Source organism: Alistipes sp. dk3624 (genome assembly GCF_009557455.1).
GTDB lineage: Bacteria > Bacteroidota > Bacteroidia > Bacteroidales > Rikenellaceae > Alistipes_A > Alistipes_A hominis.
The window spans coordinates 1,065,430-1,083,701 of the sequence record NZ_CP045651.1 but is presented as its reverse complement, the minus strand read 5'-3'; the positions used below and the strand labels follow the sequence as shown (position 1 = coordinate 1,083,701).

Genomic DNA, 18,272 nt, shown 5'->3' with positions numbered 1-18,272 from the left:
TCGCCGAAGTTTAATAGATCTGCTGGATCGAACCGTAGTAGGTCACCGTCGGATAGAGGGTCGAAGCGATGTTCAGCACGGCCTCGCGGGTGATCGAGTAGATTTTGAACGTAAACGTATAGGTATTGTCCGAATAGAGATTCGACGAGAAAGAAATCGTCCACCCGTCCTCGTTCTGAACGGCGGTATACTTCTGGATGTCGAACGTAATGTAGTTCATGATCGTCAAATGATAAGGAGCGACCACGCCTACGATGTACGGGATATCGATGTCCACGTAGTCCTTGTACATCGCCAACGAATACATGATCGAATAGATCTGGTGCATGTTCCCGGCCGGTTCCTGCTGGAAGCTGGTCGGCATGAACTTGTAGTAACGGTTCAGGACGATCGAATCCATCTGTTTGATCTCGGTCTGATGACGCGCATCGCGCATTTGTACTCGTTCCTGGTGACGACTTTCCATCTGTTCCCGGGTCATTCCCGTTTGGGCCGAGGCCGACGTCGCCAACAACGCAGCGGCCAGAATTAAATAAACGTACTTCATAACATTAATAGATTAAAGTGACATGAATTTTGATAAATTTGCTTACCGTAGCAATTTCGGAAAGGCTCATGCCATCCCCGCAATGATGCTTTCTCCGTGTAAAATCAAATTCCCTGCCTAAATATTGGAAAGCGAATAAATTAGACCGTTTAGACTACAAATATCCCGAAGTGTACGACCGAATCGCCGTTTAATCCCTATATTTGTTAGTCTCAACCCGTTTGAGGGTTTATCCGAATTTAACCGAACTTCTTATGAAAAACACTCGCTTGTTACTTACCTTCCTGATGACTGTCGGCTGCTGGTCGGCCGGAGCGTCGCTGCCGTCGACACAGCCCGGCGAACGGCAGCTCACCGGCACCTGGAGCGCCCAATGGATCTGTGACGGAGGCTTTTCTCCGTACGATTACGGCGTCTACCGCTTCCGCAAACGTTTCGACCTGCCGAAAAAACCGGAGCGGTTCGTTATCAACATCTCGGCCGATAACCGCTACCGGCTGCTGGTCAACGGACAAGAAGCGTGCTGGGGCCCGGCGCGCGGCGATCTGAACCGCTGGTATTACGAAACGGTCGACATCGCTCCGCTGCTGCGACCGGGCCAAAACGTGCTGGCCGTCACGGTATGGAACCTGGGAACCCGTAGCCCCGGAGCGCAGATCAGCCGGCAGACCGGTCTGATCGTACAGGGCAATTCGTCCGTCGAAGACGATGTCAACACCGACGGTAGCTGGCTCGTCCTGCGAGACGAATCCTTCTCGCCGCTGTTCAACTGTCCGGAAGCCGGCTACATCGGCGGCCACGACCGAATCGACGGCACGAAATACCCGTGGGGGTGGGAAACCGTCGGCTTCGACGATTCGAAATGGTATGCGGCCACCGGCTTTTCGCCCGGTAAAACCTACGGCGCGCCCGGTTACGGCGAAAGCGACTGGATTCTGACCCCGCGCGACATCCCGATGATGGAACTGACCGAACAACGCCTGACCGCCGTGCGCCGGCAACAGGGACTCGCATCGCTGCCGACGTTCATCGACGGCCGGTCGCCGCTGAAAATCCCGGCCCGCACGAAATGCACCGTGCTGCTCGACCAGGGATTCCTGACCACCGCCTACCCGGAACTGAAAGTATCCGGAGGCAAAGGCAGCAAAATCAAACTGACCTATTCCGAAGCGCTGTTCGACGAACGGGGCAAAGGAAACCGCAACGAAATCGACGGCCGCGAGTGCCGAGGATTCGCGGACGAGTTCCTGCCCGACGGAGCCGACGGACGGTTGTTCCGCCCGCTGTGGTTCAAAACCTATCGTTATATCCAACTCGACATCGAAACCGGAGCGGCGCCGCTCGTCGTCGAAGATCTGTACGGCATCTACACGGGCTATCCGTTCGAAGTGCGCGGCTCTTTCGAATCGGACGACCCTGCATTGGAGAAAATTTGGGAAACGGGCTGGCGCACCGCCCGACTCTGCGCCCACGAGACCTATTTCGACTGCCCCTATTACGAACAATTGCAGTATGCCGGCGACACGCGGATCCAGGCGCTGATCTCGCTGTACGTCTCCGGCGACGACCGGCTGGTGCGCAAGGCGATCCGGATGTACGACCTTTCGCGCTCGTACGAGGGAATCACCTGCAGCCGTTACCCGAGCCACATTCCGCAGTACATTCCGCCTTTTTCGCTCTACTGGATCGGCATGATCCACGACTATTGGATGCACCGCAGCGACGACGCTTTCGTGCGAAGCTTCCTACCCGGCATCCGCACCGTGCTGTCGTGGTTCACCGAAAAGATCGATCCGCACACGGGCCTGCTGAAGAACGGTCTTCCGCACTGGAACTTCACCGACTGGGCCACCTCGTGGGAACGAGGTATCGCGCCCGAAAGCGACTCGTCCGGTTCGGCGATCACCACGCTGCAACTGGCCGCCGCGCTGGACGACGCAGCCGACCTGATGCGCCGCTACGACCGGCCCGCCGAAGCGAAAGAGTATGCGGCGATCTCCGCCGGACTGAAGAAAAACGTTTACGAAAAGTGCTGGGACGCATCGAAAGGATTGCTGCGGGATTATATCGGCAGTCCGACTTACAGCCAGCACGTCAACATCATGGGCATCCTGACCGACGCCATTCCGCACAAAGACCAGCGCGCCGTATTCGAACGGATCGACAGCGATCCGTCGCTCACGCAAACCACGTTCTATTACAAATTCTATTTGATCCGCGCACTGAAAAAGGTCGGTCTGGCAGATCGTTATACCGAAATGCTCGGGCCGTGGCAGCAGATGATCGACATCGGCCTCACCACCTTCGCCGAGACCCCCGAACCAACCCGTTCGGACTGCCACGCCTGGAGTTCGAGCCCGAATTACGACCTGCTGGCAACGGTCTGCGGCGTAGAACCCGCTTCGCCGGGATTCGCTACGGTGCGGATCGCCCCGCATCCGGGACGCCTGAAACAAATCAAAGGCGTCGTACCGCATCCGCAGGGCGACATCACGGTCGAACTGCAACGCGACGGGGATAAATTATCCGGACAAGTCGCTCTGCCGGGGCAATTGACCGGCGATTTCGTCTGGAACGGCAAAACCGTCAAACTGCATCCGGGCGTCAATCCGATCCGGTTCTAACGACAAACGATATCTGCCGAAAACAAAGCAGGGAGCGGAAAATTTTCCGCTCCCTGCCTTTTATCACCTTCGAAAACAATCAGTGCTGTCCGCGCGATACGAGGTAACGGATCAGAAACCCCGGCCGGTCGGTCTGGATGATCCGCGCGTTCAGCGAATCGATCAGGTAACCGTACACCCGGTCGGGATCATCGACCGCCCGGTCGTCATAACGGCTGCCGGACATCCCGTTCCACATCGTATTGTACCAGATCAACGATTTCCCGGCCAACTGATTTTTGACCCTGAGCGGCGTCTGGCAGGTATCGCTTTTATACAACAACTCATAAGCTACCGGACGGATTTTCTCCTGAAAATCGGCAATCGCTTCTTCCGCACCCTCTTTGTTCAAATTGACGATCGGCATGTAAAAAACCCTGTCGAGGTAACGCCCGAAACTTTCGAGCACCTGATCGGCCGCCTGATCCCCTTTCATAATAATCTGGCGGGTGGTGCCGGCCTTTTCGGCCAGCGCGTAAACATCGTCGAATATCCAGTACCCTTTGTCGATATTGAGCATGATCCGGTCTTTGCTTATCTCGAAAACTTCATCGAGCGTCGGAACCCGCAGATCGGTCAGCGTACTGTCGGCGGCTTTCAGATAACAGTTCCGGATCGAATCGAGCGTCAGTTCCGAAACCTTGCCGCTGCCGTTGGTCGTCCGGTCGATCGTCGCGTCGTGCATCAGGATCAAACGGCCGTCGGCAGTCTTGCGGACATCGATTTCGACCACATCCACTTGCATATCGATCGCATTTTGAACGGCCTGAAGCGAATTTTCGACGCTGTGTCTCCAATCGCCCCGATGGGCCACCACGATTACCGACCGAGTATCCGGATCTTCCAATCTCGAAACGATGCTGTCCACCCGGGTCGGTACGGCACTTTCCCCACTCCTGGCGCACGAAAAGCCCAAGATGCAGATAAGAAAAATTCCCGAAAGTTTTTTCATAGTTTTATCCGTTTACGCCGATCAATGCTGCAGTGCGTCGGCCTTTTCCTTCATGCGCTGAGCGCGTTTGTAGCTGTCCGGATGCGTCGCAAACGCCTTCACGATCGCCGAAGCGTTGTTGCGGTTCGTCTTCGACATATCGGCCAGTTTATCGAGCGCATGGTACATCGCATACGGATCGACATTATTTTTCAGGCAGAACTCGAATCCGTACTCGTCGGCGTCGTATTCCTGCTTCTGCGAATACTGGGCCTGCGCCAGCGAGTTCGCCAACTCGGCCAATTGCGATTCGGACAGTCTGGCGGCGACGCTGCCGCTGACCGAACTGGCCGCATTCTGGGCCGCCGAACGCAGGTAAGCGTTTTTCAGCGCATCTTTCGTATCGGTGCGGGCCACGTGACCGATTTCGTGACCGATGATCGCCATCAGTTCGCTGTCGGACATCGTATCCATCAGCGCGCTATACACCCGCACGCTGCCGTCGCCGCAGGCAAACGCATTGACGTCCTTGGTCAGGTAGACCTTGAAATTCAGCTTCAGGCCGTCGACGGAGATGTTCTCGGTCAACCGCTGCAACCGCCGGTGGTAATCCGACGTATCGACCTGATTCTCCTGATCCATCTTCTCAACCGCGCTCTTACTCATCTCGGCGATGTCCGCATCGGTCAGCGTAACGGCGCTGATCAGATTGCCGCCCGCCTTGAGCAGCTTGCCCACCTTGAGCTGCGCCGAAGCCCCCGTACCGAAGAGCGTCAGCAGCAATACAAAAACAAGATTCCTTTTCATAATATCGTTGTATTTATCCTGCGCAAATGTAGAACTTTATATAGAAAAAACGGACGTTCCGTTTCATAAAAAATACCGGCGGCCCAAAATTTGCAACGAACCCTTTTATTCGGGTATTTTTTCAGACGAAATGGCAGACTCCGTGCCAGCATGTCCGACAATCGAAACCTCTTTGGCAGTCGGCAGCGGCCAAACCGCCCGTTTTGCCGCTTGGCATAAAGATTGATAAATCAAGTTCGAAAACAAAAAATTCAGCATAAAACAACTAAACGAGATAACGACTATGGGAAAGATTATTGGAATTGACTTAGGTACTACGAACTCCTGCGTTGCCGTGATGGAGGGTAACGAACCCGTGGTGATCCCCAACAGCGAGGGACGCCGCACGACACCTTCGATCGTAGCGTTCGTGGACAACAACGAACGGAAAGTGGGCGACCCCGCCAAACGGCAGGCGATCACCAACCCGCAGCGTACGATCACGTCGATCAAGCGTTTCATGGGCGAGACTTACGATCAGGTCGGCAAAGACATTGAACGGGCGGCTTACAAAGTGGTCAAAGGCGACAACAACACCCCGCGCATCGATATCGACGGCAGACTCTATACCCCGCAGGAAATCTCCGCGATCGTCCTGCAGAAAATGAAAAAGACCGCCGAGGATTACCTCGGCACCGAAGTATCCGAAGCCGTCATCACTGTTCCGGCCTACTTCTCCGACTCGCAACGCCAGGCTACCAAGGAAGCGGGCGAAATCGCCGGTCTGAAAGTGCGCCGTATCATCAACGAACCGACGGCCGCAGCGCTGGCCTACGGCCTGGATAAGGCGAACAAGGATATGAAGATCGCCGTATACGACCTCGGAGGCGGCACGTTCGATATTTCGATTCTGGAACTGGGCGACGGCGTATTCGAAGTGAAATCGACCAACGGCGACACGCACCTCGGAGGCGACGACTTCGACCACGTGATTATCGACTGGATGGCCGACGAGTTCAAAAAACAGCATAACATCGACCTGCGTAAGGATCCGATGGCCCTGCAGCGTCTGAAGGAGGCCGCCGAGAAGGCGAAGATCGAACTGTCGAGCTCGACCTCGACCGAGATCAACCTGCCGTACATCATGCCGGTGGACGGGATTCCGCAGCACCTGGTAATGACCCTGACGCGCGCCAAATTCGAACAACTGGCCGACAGATTGATCCGCGCGACGATCGAGCCGTGCAAAAAAGCGATGGCCGACGCCGGACTGAGCAACAGTCAGATCGACGAAGTGATCCTGGTAGGCGGTTCGACCCGTATCCCGGCGATCCAGAAAGTGGTCGAAGAGTTCTTCGGTAAAACGCCGTCCAAAGGCGTCAACCCGGACGAAGTGGTCGCTATCGGCGCCGCCATCCAGGGCGGCGTGCTGACCGGCGAAGTGAAAGACGTGCTGCTGCTCGACGTGACCCCGCTGTCGCTGGGAATCGAAACGCTCGGCGGCGTATTCACCCGCCTGATCGACGCGAACACCACGATCCCGACGCGCAAGAGCGAAGTCTTCTCGACCGCAGCCGACAACCAGCCGTCGGTGGAGATCCACGTGTTGCAAGGCGAACGCCAGATGGCCCGCGACAACAAGACGATCGGACGGTTCCACCTGGACGGCATTCCGGCCGCACCGCGCGGAGTACCCCAGATCGAGGTGACGTTCGACATCGACGCGAACGGCATTCTGAACGTATCGGCCAAAGACAAAGGCACCGGCAAGGAACAGAAGATCCGGATCGAAGCGTCGTCCGGCCTGACCGAACAGGAGATCCAGAAGATGCGCGACGAGGCGAAAGCCAACGAGGAGAAAGATAAGGCCGAACGCGAACGCGTCGACAAGGTCAACGCCGCCGACAGCATGATTTTCTCGACCGAAAAGCAGCTCAAGGAGTACGGCGACAAGATCCCGGCTGACAAGAAGGGCGCCATCGAAGCCGCCCTCGGCAAGTTGAAAGACGCGCACAAATCGCAGGACATTGCCGCCATTGACTCGGCGACGACCGAACTGAACAACGCATGGCAGGCCGCTTCGCAGGACATCTACAACGCACAGCAGGCCGCCGGAGCATCGCAGGCGAACCCGGGCGCCGACGCAGGCGCGGATGCGGGCGCAGGCTCCGCTTCGGGCAGCGCGGGCGCCGGAGCCGGACAAACCTCGAACGACAACGTGACCGACGTGGATTTCGAAGAAGTGAAGTAAGGTCAAACAATCATCAATAACGAAGTGGAGCGTATCTCAACGAGTTACGCTCCACTTTTTTTATTCGGATTAACCGTGGGGATACTTATTTTGACGTGATTTATCTACCTGATTCATGAATTGATGTTAAAGTGATAAAAAAGATGAAACATTCCGCAGTAAAAAACATGCTTTGAAAAAAGGAAGCAAGACGACAAGCCATTGTTAATGGAGCCGAGGGGGCGTCAGTTCTTATCGGTGATTCAGGTTTACAACAAATACAATATTTCCAAGCCCACGTTATATAGATGGATTAGGCAGGGGAAGATCAAGGTGCGCGTAATCTCGGAGAGAGAATGACACTGATAGATGTCACGTAAATAAAGGCTCCTTGGGATATTCGTAAGAGCCCATTTGAAGAAGAAATGCCTCCAAACTCATTTATGACTTCAAAAACTTTCTGTTGACAGCTCCGCAAGGAGGCGATAAAAAGGGGTAACGTAGTCTCAAAATTCGGCGGCAACACATTTTGAACTACATCCCAAAAGTTTTGTGTCTAACTTTTGGGATGTAGTTTCTTTATGAAATGTATATTTGAGGATAGACTTAAAACAGTCACTCTTCACATCCTCCACCCAGTGCCTGATAGAGACTGATAAGCCCCTGTATCTCAGTGATGCGGTTGGCTACTTGTGTCAGTTGGGCGCTCAGGAGGCTTTGCTGTGCCGTCAGTACCTCCAGATAGGTCGTATTGCCGTACTGCATGGTAAGGGAAGTGCTCTTATATGCTGTCTGCAAGGATTCCACCTGTTTCTCGTACAGTGCCGACTTGTCACGCGCCGTCTGATATTGTGTCAAGGCGTTGTTCACCTCGGTTCCGGCTTGCAAAAGTGCCTGCTGGAAACTGAGCTGAGCTTCTTCCTGCTGGGCCTTGGCTGGCTATTTTCAACTGTTCGGTAAGTTGCCCTCGTGCAAAGAGCGGTTGTGGGAGCGAACCTACCGCCGAGGCGAGGAACTTTCCGGGATTGACAATCGTACTCCCTGCCGAATTTGCCCCCCCCCGCGCTTCCGCTCAGTGTTATGGATGGATAAAAAGCGGAACGCGCCTGGTTTGCGGCATAAAATGCCTGTTCCAAGGAGCGTTTCGCAGCCCGGACATCCGGACGGTTTGACAACAGTTGGACTGGAATGCCGGTAGAAAAGCTTGTAGGTATATTTAAGGTGTCTAACTTGCCACGTTCTATGGTATGAGGAGTGGAAGCCAACAACAACGACATACTGTTTTCGACTTGATTGATTTGTTCTTTCAGGTCAAGTACGGAGGCGCACACGCTGTAATAAGCGGCTTCCATCTGCGACACGGCAGAGTTATCCGCTCTTCCGGCGTTCATCAGGGCGCGGGTGGCATCAGCCGATTCCTTCCACGATATTTTCGTCTGCTCTGATATTTCGAGCTGGGCGTCGAGCATCAGCAACGTGTAATATGTATTGGCGATTCCGGCTATTACCTGCGTGCGTACGGCTTGTCTGTAATCCTGGCTCTGTGCATACAATGCTTGCGACTGTCGCTTGGCGTTACGTAACTTACCGAAAATATCTATCTCCCAACTGGCGGTAACAGGCACCGAGTAGGTTTTGGCAGCCTTGCCGCCGTCGAAGCTGCTTATTGTCCCTTGCGGGGAGAGATACAGAGAGGGGAGATATGCCAACTTCGCTGACAATCTCCAGATTGACCTGTGAGATGACTTTCTGCGCATAGAGTTCCTTGCTGCTGTTGAAGTTCAGTTCTGCTGTTTTCAGGTTCGCTCTGGCTGCCGCCACGTCCGCCGTTGCTGTCCGCAGGGCCGCTTTATAGGGCACTTGGTCGATGATGAAGAGAACTTGTCCCGGCGCACTTTCTCGCCTTCGCTTACGCACAGACGTTCGATAGTGCCTGATACTTGACGCCATCAGCATTGCACAACCGGTCAAGCCGATTAATTTTAGCCATTTTTTGTCCATTTTCTGATTTTGTGTGCGAAATTATCAAATGTACAGTAGACAACAGTGTTCCGAAATGCTTATGTTGTGTTCTGTATATTCGAATAAGCCAGCGAATAAGAATAATAATCAGTCAGGAACTACGAGACAGTTATTCATCAAGATTTTGCATTATTATATCTGATAAGTTTGACCGATCCGGAGAAAAAGGACTATCGGTAGAAAAAACAACCTTTTTACATATTTCACATGGTTTTAAAAAGGTTGCCATAGGCAAGAGGCGTTCTCGTATGTCTATTCCGCTTTTTGCTCAGTTCTTTGTTCATGTCACGGCTGCCCGTCATGGAAAAAGGAAACCTTTCCGCCGCCATAAGGCATGATGAAACGAATATGGGGATATTCGTGGTATCCTGTTGAATGTCAAATCGCAGATGGTTTTGGTAACATCTGCGATCATCCCGTAATCGGTAAGGGGAAATTTTTCCGTCCGGTCGAAAAAGTTGAAGCGTACGCGGTTCCGGAGGCAGACATAAAAAAATCCCCGGCTGCAAAGCCGGGGATTTTTCCGTTTCGCCGGGCGATTACATCATTCCGCCCATACCGCCCATGCCCTGCGGCATCGCTGCCGGAGCTTCGGGTTCTTTCTTGTTGACCAGTACGCATTCGGTCGTCAGGAACATGGCTGCGATCGAAGCTGCATTTTCCAGCGCGACGCGGGCCACTTTCGTCGGGTCGATGATACCGGCCTTGAACATATCTTCGTATTTGTCGGCGCGGGCGTTGTAGCCGTAAGCTCCCTTGCCTTCTTTGACGTTGGCGACCACTACCGAGCCTTCGCCGCCGGCGTTGGCTACAATCTGGCGCAGCGGTTCTTCGATCGCGCGTTTCACGATCTGGATACCGGTCGTTTCGTCGTCGTTGTCGCCCTTCATCTTTTCGAGAGCTGCTACGGCGCGGATGTAGGCTACGCCGCCGCCCGGGATGATGCCCTCTTCTACGGCGGCGCGGGTTGCGGCCAGCGCATCGTCCACGCGGTCTTTCTTCTCTTTCATTTCCACCTCGCTGGCAGCGCCGACATACAGTACGGCCACGCCGCCGGCCAGTTTGGCCAGACGCTCGGCGAGTTTTTCCTTATCGTAATCCGAAGTCGAGATTTCCATCTGCTTGCGGATCTGTGCGACGCGGTTGGCGATGGCTTCCTTGTTGCCAACGCCGTCTACGACGGTCGTGTTTTCTTTGGTGACGATCACCTTGTCGGCCGAGCCCAGCATGTCGAGCGTAGCCTGATCCAAGCGGATGCCGCGTTCTTCGGAGATCACCGTACCGCCGGTCAGGATGGCGATGTCTTCGAGCATCTCTTTACGACGGTCGCCGAAACCCGGAGCTTTCACGGCGGCGATCTTCAGCGTGCCGCGCAGTTTGTTGACAACCAAGGCTGCCAGCGCTTCGCCGTCGACGTCTTCGGCGATGATCACCAGCGAACGTCCGTTCTGTGCGGCGGGTTCGAGCACGCCCATCAGCTCTTTCATCGTCGAAACCTTTTTGTCGGTAATCAGGATCAGTGGCTTTTCGAGCACGGCTTCCATTTTTTCGGAATCGGTGATGAAGTACGGAGAGATGTATCCGCGGTCGAACTGCATCCCTTCTACTACGTCTACGTGCGTTTCGGTGCCTTTGGCTTCCTCTACGGTGATGACGCCTTCCTTATTCACCTTGCCCATCGCTTCGGCGATCAGCTTGCCGATCGCGTTGTCGTTGTTGGCCGAAATCGTGGCTACCTGTTCGATCTTGCTAATGTCGCCGCCCACTTCCTGGCTCTGCTTGCGCAGGTTTTCGACGACGGTTCCGACCGCTTTGTCGATACCGCGTTTCAGATCCATCGGGTTCGCGCCTGCGGTTACGTTCTTCACGCCTACGCCGACAATGGCCTGCGCCAGCACGGTAGCCGTCGTGGTGCCGTCGCCGGCGTCGTCGGCCGTCTTCGAGGCCACTTCCTTGACCATCTGGGCGCCCATGTTGGCGATCGGGTCTTCGAGTTCGATCTCTTTGGCTACGGTCACGCCGTCCTTGGTCACCTGCGGAGCGCCGAATTTCTTATCGATTACAACGTTACGTCCTTTCGGGCCGAGCGTTACCTTCACAGCGTTTGCCAGCGCGTCGACACCTTCCTTGAGTTGTTCGCGCGCTTCGGTATTGTATTTAATCTCTTTTGCCATAATCTTGATTGTTTGAATTGGGTTTATACTGAGTTGAACGATTAGATGATGGCGAGGATGTCGCCCTGTTTCATGATCAGGTAGTCTTTACCGTCGATGTTGATCTCGGTGCCGGCGTATTTGCCGTAAAGGACCTGGTCGCCCGTCTTCACTTCCATCTTCACATCGGCCGTTCCGGGGCCTACGGCGATCACTTTACCTGCGAGGGGTTTTTCTTTGGCTGTGTCGGGGATGAACAATCCGCCGGCCGTTTTCTCTTCTGCGGGATTGGGTTCGATCAGAACCCGGTCTGCTAATGGTTTAATTTTCATAACGTCGTTATTTTTTTAAGTTTGTTAATGTTTGGTTTTCATTTGCCGTTTCCGGTGGACATTCCTTTTACGGAAACGTTCCATTCTTTTACACATAATATGCCAAACGGGAAATGTCAGGTTTTCGAACGAAAAAACTGACAAAGGAGTCCTTTCTCTGTCAGTTTGCCCTGTCACTTTGACATGAATGGCCGTGTGTTTTCGGTATGCGCGTTACCGTTTGCCGCGTTTCTTACCGCCGGCCCGTTTGTCGAAGCCCGCTTTGCCGCCCCAGCCGGCTGCCGGATTGACCGCATCCCACTGGACGTTGTTCCAGTCGAAGTCGTTTTTTCTCGGATTTCCGCCGGATTTGCGGGCGGCGTCCCTGCGTTCCGTTTTCCGATCCTCTTTCCGCGCGCCTTTGCGCTTCTCTTTCCGGAAGTCCCGTCCCGAACGTTCCCTGTTTTCGCCGGAATCGCCGTCTTTGGCGAGTTCCGCGATCGGGCGTCCTCCGCGGTTGATGTCGTTGAGCTGGCGGATCGCCTGCCGGGCGTCCGAGAACGGCACGGTTACGAACGAATAGCTATCCATCACCCGTACGTCGTCGATCTTGTTGTCCGGCAGCCGACACTCGCGTTTCAGCATGTCGGTCAGTTTGCGGGCGTCGAAACCGTCCATTTTGCCGATCGAGATGAACAGCCGCGCCGTTCCTTTGCGGTCGACGTTGATCGAACGGATTTCGGGGTAGCTGCTCTCTTCGAGTTCGTTTTTGAACGCCAGTTTCAGCAGGGCCGCCAGCGCCACTTCCGGGTCGAGGTTTTGCAGCACCTCGCCGGCCATTTCGGTATATTTGCGGTACGACTCGCTTTCGACGATTTCGATCAGGTCGTCCTTGATCTTGGTCTTTTTGATCTCGACGACATCCTGCGCCGACGGCAGGGCGACTTTCTTGATGTCCACTTTGATTTCCCGTTTCAGCGAACTGAACTGCCGGTATTCCGAATGCGAGATGAACGTGATCGCCGTACCGGTATTGCCGGCGCGGCCCGTGCGGCCGATCCGATGCACGTAGGATTCAGTGTCCTGCGGCAGCGAATAATTGATCACGTGGGTCAGGTTGTTGATGTCGATCCCGCGCGCCGCCACGTCGGTGGCTACCAGTATATTGGCCAGCTTTTTCTTGAATCGTTTCAGGATTTTTTCGCGTTGTACCTGCGAAACGTCGCCGTGCAGTCCTTCGGCCGCATACCCGCGTTCGGTCAGCTTGTTGACCACTTCGTCCACGCCGATCTTGGTGCGGCAGAAGACGATCCCGTAAAATTCGGGTTCGACGTCGATGATTCGCGTCAGCGCGTCGAATTTGTCGCTGTCGCGCACTTCGAAGTAGATCTGGTCGGTCAGTTCGGTGGTGACTTCTTGTGCCGGTACGCGCAGGATTTCCACGTCGCGCATGTATTTTTTCGACAGGCGGATGATCCGTTCGGGCATGGTCGCCGAAAACAGCAGGATGCGGCGGTAGTCGTTCGTATTGGACAAGATTTCTTCGACGTCTTCGATAAAGCCCATATTGAGCATTTCGTCCGCTTCGTCGAGGATCAGGTATTTCAGGGCCTTGATGTCCAGTGTTCCGCGACGCAGGTGGTCGAGGATGCGGCCGGGCGTGCCGACTACGACATCGATGCCTTTGCCCAGACGCCGCAGTTGTTCGGTCATCGAAGCTCCTCCGTAGATCGGCGAAATGACGAGTTTGCGTTTGGCGTTGAACGATAGGATTTCTTCGGTAACCTGCAGGGCCAGTTCGCGGGTGGGAACCAGAATCAGCGCTTGGGTCGCTCCTTTCTGCGGGCGCAGTCGTTCGAGGATTGGCAGGCCGAAAGCGGCGGTTTTACCGGTGCCGGTCTGGGCCTGTGCGATGATATCGTTTGTTTTTTCGTCGTCGAGCAGAACGGGGATCGTGAGTTTCTGGATCGGAGACGGGGTTTCGAAGCCTTTCGCTTTAATGGCTTCGAGGGTGACATCGGTCAGTCCGAGCGCTCCGAATTCTTCTAATTGAACCATGTATATGTATAGTTATTGTGGTGTAAAATATGACCGACATGTAAATTTTTTAGGTCATGGCGTCAGGGCGACGCAATTCCGATACAAGTGACAAATCATAAATTTGCGGCAAAGATACGTAAATAAATGGAAAACCGCGACAAATTTTGTTTTTGTCGCGGTTTTCCTCTCAGTATCACGTTTTTTGTTCCGGACTTACCGGTGTCTGTCCGATTTCCTGAAATCGTTTTGCGGCCCGGAAAATTTTGAGTAAAATTGCCGTTGCGTTTAAAGAGTGTAAAATGTCCGAAGAGAAAAAAGTGGAAGTATTGCAGAGCGAGTATCTTTTCAACCGTCCGTGGCTTACGGTGCGCAGGGAATCCATCGTGCTGCCTAACGGGAATCCGGTTCCCGAATACTACGTTCTCGAATATCCGGAATGGGTGAATACGATTGCGATTACCCGCGATCGGAAGTTCGTTTTCATTCGTCAGTACCGGCACGGTCTGGGGTGCGCCTTGATGGAACTGTGTGCCGGGGTTTGCGATCCGGAGGATGCCTCGCCGCTCGCCGCCGCCCGACGGGAGTTGCTTGAGGAGACCGGTTACGGCCGTGGAACGTGGCGCGAGCTGATGACCGTTTCGGCCAATCCGTCTACGCATACCAACCTGACCCATTGTTTTGTCGCCGAGGATGTCGAACCCGTTTCGGAGCAGCATCTCGAAGCGACCGAAGACCTGACCGTGCACTTGCTTTCACAGGACGAGGTCCGTGATCTGCTGTTGACCGACCGGGTCAAACAAGCGTTGCATGCGGCTCCGCTTTGGCGGTATTTTGCCGAGAATCGCTTGCTTTAGAGTTTCGATCCGGTTTTACAATAACCGTTTTCCGATCGAACGGAGCGCCAGCCACAGTGCGACCAGCCCGATCGCATACAGTGCAATTCGTCCGGCGGAGGATTTTTTTACGGTTTTCGCAGTCTCCGTTTGCGATTCCGTCCGGCGGAGTCGTACGGATTGCGCCGTTTTTTCCTGTTCTTCTTTTTTATTGACCGAGGTGCTGTGTCTGATACCTCGTACGCGGGTGACCCGTTTGATTCCCGCCGGTATCCGTCGCATCGTATCGGGGACGGTGTCGCGGCCTTTCAAAACGTATTCGGTACGGACGATCTCCCAGTTTTCCCAGTCGTCGGTCAGTTGTTCCGCAACCTTGTCTTTTTCCGATCGGACGGTCGCCGTCGTGTCGCGCAGCGACTGCCGGTCGTGCGATTGCAGGTTCCTGCTTGTCCTGCAGCCGCTCCCTGCGACCGTCGCCGTCAGCAGTACCGGCAGACCGCATTTAAAAAAGGTACGGATGCAGCGCATCGGGAATCAGCGATTTCAGTTTTGCTCGGAATTCGCCGACGGTGATCCTATCGTCTCCGTCGGTGTCGAAAATCGGGTTCTGCCGGGCGATCACACGGGCCGGCAGCCGCCGGGTCTGTAGGACGTATCCGTCCGGTTTGCCGATGGCGGCCGGGAAAAAACAAGCCAGATAGAGGTCTGCGAACGTCCGGCAGCGTGCGGCATAGGGCCTGAAAAACAGTTCGACGTAATCGAGCTGTTCTTCCCCGGTCATTTTCAATAGTTTTTCTGCGGTCGTTCCGAGTCCTTCCGCCGTAGCCGGCATGAACTGGATCAACCCGACGGCCCCGCCGCGCGGATTCCGCGCCGAGGGATCGAGGCGGCTTTCGCTCCACATGATCGCCATCAGGTGATCCGGGTTGACGCCGAGTCGGGCTGCGATTTGTTTTACTTTACCGGCGAATGCCGGCGGGACTTTGTTTTCGTAGATCATAGCGAATTTTTTTCGAGTTTTCGGTCGATTTCCTGTTTCATGTATTTTTTTAGTTTCCGGAATAGCGGGTGTTCCGATATTTCGGCTGCATTCTCCAGGTAGCTCCACAGCTCCACGCCGCAGACGAATCCTGTGAACAGGTTGGCCAGGCGCAGCCCTGCGAACGGGAGGATGCAGGTGTCGATCAGCCACGTCATCGCGATGCCTACCGTGACGAAGACCAGCTTGTAGACGGTTCTCCATGCCTTGTCGCTTTCGAAGGCCCACGGGCGTTTCATGCGTCCGGCGCGTTTGTAGCTCGCCGCGACGCCCGTTGCGAAATCGACGCATACGAATGCCAGCGCGCAGCATACCAGCGGTTGCACCGGCGCGAACAGGGCCGCGACCGAAGAGATCGTTCCGATCATTTGTTTCATACGAGGCGTTTTTACAGAATGAATCCGCCTTTTATCAAGACCCGGCGGCGGATATTTTCTTTCGGGTCGTATTCCGGGAACATCGCCGGATTGTTTTCCACGTAGTCGATCGCCTTGTCCAGCAGCGTGTCGGCATCGTTGCGCGCCTGCCTGCGCAGCCGGTGCAGCCGGCTGTCCGGGACGGCTTCCGTGTAGGCGGATTTGTTCTGCCGGATGCCGGCCGCACCGATCGCGGCGCACTGTTCGTCTACCATCAGGTAGCGTACGTAGTAAGCCAGCGCGGGCTTTATATATGTCCGGCAAAAAGCCGCGTACGGTTCTTCGCCCAGTTTGTCGTACAGTTTGCCGAATACCGGGCGCAGGAATCCCAGTTGCGCCGTTTCGATTCGGGCCGGGACGATCATCCCTTCCGGAACGTATTCGTTCGACGGGAAGGCCGTTTCCAGCACTTCGGCGGCGGTAATCAGTAAGTCGGTCATGTCTTTGCGTGTTTAGTCGATGTTGCGGAGCGCGTATTTGGTGATCTGCGCCAGGTAGAGGTTCTGTTCCGGATCGTCCGGGTCGTAGCTCAGCCCGTCGTTTTTGCGGGCTTCCCACACTTTCATGTACAGCGGTTTTGATCGGGTGGGAGGGCGGTTGATGACTTGCAACGACGACGCCTCGCAGTGCAGACAGCGTTCGATGACCGTCCGGATCGGTTCCAGCAGTTCCTGCTGTTCTCCGAGAATCAGCGTGTTCAGGGCGATTTCATATTCGTGCAGGATGCGTTCGGCGTTGAATCCGGTCGTATAGTCCAGTCCGCTCAGCGACCGGAACCACGAATGTGCGACCACGATGTCCGACGTAGCCTGGTCGTGCAGCAGTTTCCAGTCTCCCTCGTTGGCCGAGGCGATGGGTACGAATTTCGAGTTGTCCGTCTCTTCGGTGTTTTTGACCATGAACATCACCTGTCCCGGTTTTCCGGCGAATCGTTTTTCTGCGGCCGAGATGATGTCGTAAGCGTCCTGTTCGTTATCCACGTCTCCGTCCAGCACCATGATACCCGACAGTTGGAACGAGTTGTCCAACCGGCTGATGTTCCATTGGTCGGTCTTGTAGGCGATCGCCGATACGTTCAGTCCGGCGATGTAGGCCGGCAGTCCGTAGTGTTCGAACATCGGTTCGTAGTCTTTATAATGAACGATCGACCGCAGCGTCCCGTCCGGGGCCGGTTCGAATATCGGGTAGAGCGGCAGCGATTTGGCCTGCTGCAATGTGAATGCGGTCCAGTCGTGGTGCAGCAAGATGTGCGTTCCGTCCCGTGCGACCCGGCACCGCGAGGCGTCCTGGTGGAACAGCGACAGGGATGTTTCGTCCGGGTCGGTCGCTATTTCGAGAAATGCGTTTCCGAACAGCGATTTGTCGAATGCCAGTTTATTGAGGATCACGCGCAGCGATTCTCCGGCCCCGTTCGCCCGTTCCGCGATGGCCGCCAGCGTTCGGCGTTCCGGATCGCAGGTGAATCCTTTGCCCGAGATGTAATCCGCTTTGTCGTTGATGATTCTCCGGTGTGTGGGCGACCGGCGCGACATCAGCGCCAGGGCATTCGGGAACAGGTTGTCCGATCCCCATCGCCAGTAACGTTCGTTTCCCGCCTTGTCGGGGCCGGCCGCTGCGAACGGATTGACCGTATTCCCGCGCACATACAGGTTTCTGGATGTATTTTTCGTTTTCATCGGAATGAGTTTTTTTCAACGGGAAACAGGAGAGCGTTCGTTGCCGGCTCCCGTTTCCCGTTGGTTTCGATTGCTATCCGGCTGCGGAGAACAGCGTTTCCATATCCCCGAAGAACGGTTTGGCTTTCGAAACGTCTTGGCTGCGCAGCGTGATGACTTCGTTCGTTCCTTCGGCAAGCTGTTTTCCGGTCGTTCCGTTGGCCGAAACGAGTCTCAGTGGCCGTTCTTTTTCGAACTCGACGGAGTAGCCTACCAAGAACGAATCCCCGTTCGGAGTCGTCAGCAGGGCGATCAGCCCGTTGCGTGCGGCGTCGGCGATCGAGGTGATCGCCGGGGAGCTGTCGTTGCCCATCTTATCGAGCGTGAAGATCAGCTCGTGGGTGACGACCTGCGCCCCGTTGACGACCGAAACGGTCTCCCGGTATTCGGCTTCATCTTCCCGGAATTCGTATTTCGAAAAATAACAGTCTTCGTCGAGCCGGATCGCGGAGTATCCTTTCTCCGCGCTCGCGTAGGTCACTTCGGCCACGTCGCTCTGTTCGACCAGTCCGATCAGGCGGATCCCTCCGTTTCGTCGGCTTCTGGATCGGGCGTAATTTGACAATGACATAATCGGTCTGTTTTA

At 55.1% G+C, this 18,272-nt stretch carries 16 protein-coding genes and 2 pseudogenes; 4 read left to right on the top strand and 14 right to left on the bottom strand.

The genetic code is table 11. The features are described from left to right. Positions 1-10 precede the first annotated feature (10 nt). Entirely contained in the window at positions 11-547 is a 537-nt protein-coding gene (locus GFH31_RS04570; protein ID WP_055205220.1) for a DUF4251 domain-containing protein, read from the bottom strand. A 254-nt stretch (positions 548-801) separates the two neighbouring features. Between GFH31_RS04570 and GFH31_RS04565 the strand changes: the two genes are divergently transcribed. Then, positions 802-3,171 (top strand): family 78 glycoside hydrolase catalytic domain, encoded by a 2,370-nt coding sequence (locus tag GFH31_RS04565; protein WP_153498131.1) that lies wholly within the window; start codon positions 802-804, stop codon positions 3,169-3,171. 79 nt (positions 3,172-3,250) lie between these two features. Here the strand turns inward: GFH31_RS04565 and GFH31_RS04560 are convergent, their stop codons facing one another. After that, entirely contained in the window at positions 3,251-4,162 is a 912-nt protein-coding gene (locus GFH31_RS04560; RefSeq protein WP_153498132.1) for a glycerophosphodiester phosphodiesterase family protein, read from the bottom strand. Between the two features lie 21 nt (positions 4,163-4,183). Beyond that, positions 4,184-4,948, bottom strand: coding sequence for a M48 family metalloprotease (locus GFH31_RS04555; protein ID WP_118458700.1), 765 nt, complete (start codon positions 4,946-4,948; stop codon positions 4,184-4,186). 283 nt (positions 4,949-5,231) lie between these two features. On the opposite strand from GFH31_RS04555, the gene dnaK reads away from it, so the two are divergent. Beyond that, entirely contained in the window at positions 5,232-7,178 is a 1,947-nt protein-coding gene (gene dnaK / locus GFH31_RS04550) for a molecular chaperone DnaK (protein WP_081032614.1), read from the top strand. A gap of 207 nt (positions 7,179-7,385) precedes the next feature. Beyond that, positions 7,386-7,517 (top strand): helix-turn-helix domain-containing protein, encoded by a 132-nt coding sequence (locus GFH31_RS13030; protein ID WP_118458702.1) that lies wholly within the window; start codon positions 7,386-7,388, stop codon positions 7,515-7,517. 255 nt (positions 7,518-7,772) lie between these two features. Here GFH31_RS13030 and GFH31_RS04540 read toward each other — a convergent pair. From GFH31_RS04540 to GFH31_RS04520, 5 genes and pseudogenes are all read right to left on the bottom strand, one after another. After that, positions 7,773-8,878, bottom strand: a pseudogene (locus GFH31_RS04540) (TolC family protein); the annotation flags it as partial. A gap of 1 nt (position 8,879) precedes the next feature. Next, positions 8,880-9,100, bottom strand: a pseudogene (locus tag GFH31_RS04535) (biotin/lipoyl-binding protein); the annotation flags it as partial. A 618-nt stretch (positions 9,101-9,718) separates the two neighbouring features. Then, positions 9,719-11,353 carry a chaperonin GroEL gene (gene groL / locus GFH31_RS04530; RefSeq protein ID WP_055205229.1) on the bottom strand — a complete coding sequence of 545 codons (1,635 nt, stop codon included), beginning with the start codon at positions 11,351-11,353 and terminating at the stop codon, positions 9,719-9,721. Positions 11,354-11,394: 41 nt separating this feature from the next. Continuing rightward, complete coding sequence (groES, locus tag GFH31_RS04525) at positions 11,395-11,664, bottom strand: co-chaperone GroES (protein WP_153498133.1); 270 nt, start codon at positions 11,662-11,664, stop codon at positions 11,395-11,397. A 213-nt stretch (positions 11,665-11,877) separates the two neighbouring features. Continuing rightward, positions 11,878-13,701: a DEAD/DEAH box helicase gene (locus GFH31_RS04520; RefSeq protein WP_118458704.1), complete on the bottom strand. Its 1,824-nt coding sequence runs from the start codon at positions 13,699-13,701 to the stop codon at positions 11,878-11,880. A 281-nt stretch (positions 13,702-13,982) separates the two neighbouring features. Here GFH31_RS04520 and GFH31_RS04515 point away from each other — a divergent pair, with 281 nt between their 5' ends. After that, positions 13,983-14,537: an NUDIX hydrolase gene (locus tag GFH31_RS04515; protein WP_153498134.1), complete on the top strand. Its 555-nt coding sequence runs from the start codon at positions 13,983-13,985 to the stop codon at positions 14,535-14,537. Between the two features lie 15 nt (positions 14,538-14,552). Here GFH31_RS04515 and GFH31_RS04510 read toward each other — a convergent pair whose 3' ends face one another. The 6 genes from GFH31_RS04510 to GFH31_RS04485 all read right to left on the bottom strand — a co-directional run bounded on the left by GFH31_RS04510 (position 14,553) and on the right by GFH31_RS04485 (position 18,257). Beyond that, entirely contained in the window at positions 14,553-15,044 is a 492-nt protein-coding gene (locus tag GFH31_RS04510) for a hypothetical protein (RefSeq protein WP_055205233.1), read from the bottom strand. Next, complete coding sequence (locus GFH31_RS04505; protein ID WP_101573871.1) at positions 15,019-15,516, bottom strand: transglycosylase SLT domain-containing protein; 498 nt, start codon at positions 15,514-15,516, stop codon at positions 15,019-15,021. Before GFH31_RS04505 ends, GFH31_RS04510 begins: the two co-directional genes overlap by 26 nt. Continuing rightward, positions 15,513-15,932: a phage holin family protein gene (locus GFH31_RS04500; RefSeq protein WP_153498135.1), complete on the bottom strand. Its 420-nt coding sequence runs from the start codon at positions 15,930-15,932 to the stop codon at positions 15,513-15,515. Before GFH31_RS04500 ends, GFH31_RS04505 begins: the two co-directional genes overlap by 4 nt. Before the next feature lie 11 nt (positions 15,933-15,943). Next, the gene (locus tag GFH31_RS04495; protein ID WP_055205236.1) at positions 15,944-16,411 is read right to left on the bottom strand and encodes a hypothetical protein; all 468 of its coding nucleotides are present in this window, start codon (positions 16,409-16,411) and stop codon (positions 15,944-15,946) included. A gap of 12 nt (positions 16,412-16,423) precedes the next feature. Then, positions 16,424-17,647 carry a phage portal protein gene (locus GFH31_RS04490; RefSeq protein ID WP_118655767.1) on the bottom strand — a complete coding sequence of 408 codons (1,224 nt, stop codon included), beginning with the start codon at positions 17,645-17,647 and terminating at the stop codon, positions 16,424-16,426. 73 nt (positions 17,648-17,720) lie between these two features. Next, positions 17,721-18,257, bottom strand: coding sequence for a hypothetical protein (locus GFH31_RS04485; RefSeq protein ID WP_055205238.1), 537 nt, complete (start codon positions 18,255-18,257; stop codon positions 17,721-17,723). Positions 18,258-18,272 lie beyond the last annotated feature (15 nt).